The 2,159-nt window shown below is 75.5% G+C and carries 3 protein-coding genes and 1 pseudogene; 1 reads left to right on the top strand and 3 read right to left on the bottom strand.

The window, feature by feature from the left end; all coding sequences use genetic code 11:
* A pseudogene (locus HGA02_RS17290) lies at positions 1-544 on the top strand (amidoligase family protein); the annotation flags it as partial.
* Positions 545-607: 63 nt separating this feature from the next.
* Here the strand turns inward: HGA02_RS17290 and HGA02_RS17285 are convergent.
* The 3 genes from HGA02_RS17285 to HGA02_RS17275 are packed head-to-tail and all read right to left on the bottom strand — an operon-like array spanning position 608 to position 2,106.
* Complete coding sequence (locus tag HGA02_RS17285; RefSeq protein WP_210728747.1) at positions 608-1,048, bottom strand: type II toxin-antitoxin system VapC family toxin; 441 nt, start codon at positions 1,046-1,048, stop codon at positions 608-610.
* Positions 1,048-1,275 carry a FitA-like ribbon-helix-helix domain-containing protein gene (locus HGA02_RS17280; protein WP_168680436.1) on the bottom strand — a complete coding sequence of 76 codons (228 nt, stop codon included), beginning with the start codon at positions 1,273-1,275 and terminating at the stop codon, positions 1,048-1,050. Before HGA02_RS17280 ends, HGA02_RS17285 begins: the two co-directional genes overlap by 1 nt.
* Before the next feature lie 51 nt (positions 1,276-1,326).
* A complete protein-coding gene (locus tag HGA02_RS17275; RefSeq protein ID WP_168680434.1) occupies positions 1,327-2,106 on the bottom strand; it encodes an AAC(3) family N-acetyltransferase in 780 nt (259 codons plus the stop codon).
* Positions 2,107-2,159: the final 53 nt, after the last annotated feature.

Here is a 2,159-nt window from a genome sequence, read left to right as displayed (position 1 = left end):
GCACGCGACGGCGCTCGGACGGCTGCTGGCGCCCGCGCGCGAGCTCGGGTTCACCGTCCCGCAGGAGGCCGCCGTGCACCTGCACCTCGACGCGGCGCCGTTCCGCCAGCCGGCCCCGTTCGCGAACGTGGTCCGCCTGTTCGGGTGGTGGCGCGAGCACCTGTGGACGGCGCTCGGCACGAACGCGGCGTGCCGCCGGCTCGGTCCGCTGCCGTCGGACCTCCTGGACCTGGTGGCGCGCGAGCCCGGCGACGGGCCGGACGCCTGGGCGACGCTCGCCGCCGACGCCCGGTCGACCGGGCTGACGAAGTTCGCGGACGTCAACCTCACGCAGGTCGTCGCGGCCGACCCGCTGCGCGACACGCTCGAGGTGCGGATCCTGCCGGGGTCGATCGACGAGGACGCGATCGTGCGCGATGCTGCGCTGGTCGAGGCGCTGCTGCGCCGCTGCCTCGACGACCGGCCGCTCCCCCGGCCCGCGCCGGGCACGCCGGTCGACGTCCGCGGAGCACTCACGGACCTCGTCGACCTGCATCGCGGCTGAACGCGGACCGCGCCCCCGGGCACGAGCGGCGCCACCCGGGCAGCCGGTCGCCGTCATGACGGATCACTCGGCGTCGGCGGCCGGCCACGTCCCGGACGGATTCCACGGATCGAGGGTCCGGACGCCGAGAGCGACGACGTGGCGCACGTTGCGGGTGACGAGCGTGAGCCCGTTGGCCTCGGCCACCGCGGCGATCTGCGCGTCGTCCACCGGGGCCGCCTCAGGCACGGGGTACCGGGCGAGGATGCGCGCCGCTGCGAGGTCGAACGGCAGGACTCGACCGGCGAAGGCCGGCAGGACGTGCTCGACGAACCACGTGCGCAGCACGGCCCCCCGCAACGGGTCGGTCCTCTCCTTGCGCAGCACGCCCCGCTCGATCTCGGCGATGGTGAATGCCGCGACGTGCTGGTCGGCGAGCGGGACCGCGGCCGCCCATGCCTCGACCTGCGGGGTCCGGCCCGGCACGCGCAACGCGGAGACGACGTTCGTGCCCAGCAGGTACATCAGAGGTCGGCGACGCGCGCCGTGGCGCCGAGCCGCTCGGGCTCGAACTCGACGTCGGCGCTCTCCCGCATGGCCAGCAGGTCGACCAAGGACGCCGGCCCACGGTCGAGCGCCTCCTCCAGGATCGCGCGCGCCTCGGCCTCCATGGACCGTCGGTGGGCGGCGGCTCGCGCCGCGAGCCTCGCCTTCGTGCCCGCCGGCATGTTGCGGATGAGGATCTGCTCCATGACACCTCCCGATATCGGACCCACGACATCACCGGGCTGGTCCTGGAGCGATCAGGTTCGCGTGCGGGCGAACCAGTCGGCGGCGAGGTCGACGAGCGGCCGGACGCGCGCGAGCCGGGCGGTCGTGGCGCCGACGGTCCCGACGGTCTCGTGGCCGGTCGCGGAGAACACCGCGCCGACCGACACGAAGTCGGCGTCCTCGACGACAGGCTCGTCGAACCACACCCACTCGCGACGGCCGTCGACGAGCAGCGGTGCGCCGTTGCGGACGGTCGGCAGGCCCACGCCCGAACGGGCCTCGGCGAGGTGCAGGGCCGTGCACTTGTCGTAGCCGACGCCGAGGAGCAGGACCTGCGCGTCGAGCGTGTACAGGGCCGCGAGCGGGGACCCCTCGCCGACGGGGTCGTCGAGGTCGTGCCGGGCCAGCACCTCGGCCGCGCGCGGCCCGTGCGCGACGAACGAGCGGTGCGGGTGCGACGAGCGGAGCGTCCCGGGCAGGGTGCGCAGCGCCTCGACGACCAGCCCCATCGTGCGGGTCGGGGTCCAGGCGGGGTCGTAGACGGGCAGCGCGGCGCGCACGTCGTCGTACCGGGACGGCGGGACCGTCGGGTCCGCGAGGTACGCGGGGTCGCAGAGCTGCCACGACTGCGACGGCATGACGAGCGTGCCGTCGGGGCCGAGCGCGTCGAGGAGCGCGCGCACGACGGCCTGCTCGCCTCCGACGACCGTGCCGAGCCGGGACAGCGACGCGTGCGCGACCAGCACTCCCCCGGGCTCGACCCCGAGCGCGCGCAGGTCACGCTCGAGGTCGGTGCCCAGGACGAGCGTCACGCCAGGCGCCAGACGGACAGGCCCGGCCCGTCGCCGCCGACGTGCAGCGCGTC

The organism is Cellulomonas septica, from assembly GCF_012396155.1.
Taxonomy (GTDB): Bacteria; Actinomycetota; Actinomycetes; order Actinomycetales; family Cellulomonadaceae; genus Cellulomonas; species Cellulomonas septica.
The sequence above is the reverse complement of the archived record's forward strand: the minus strand, read 5'-3'. Positions and strand labels throughout refer to the sequence as shown.

Coding starts and splice junctions, on each gene's coding strand:
- HGA02_RS17280 (WP_168680436.1), bottom strand. CDS start 1,275: ATGGAGCAGATCCTCATCCGCAACATGCCGGCGGGCACGAAGGCGAGG.
- HGA02_RS17285 (WP_210728747.1), bottom strand. CDS start 1,048: ATGTACCTGCTGGGCACGAACGTCGTCTCCGCGTTGCGCGTGCCGGGC.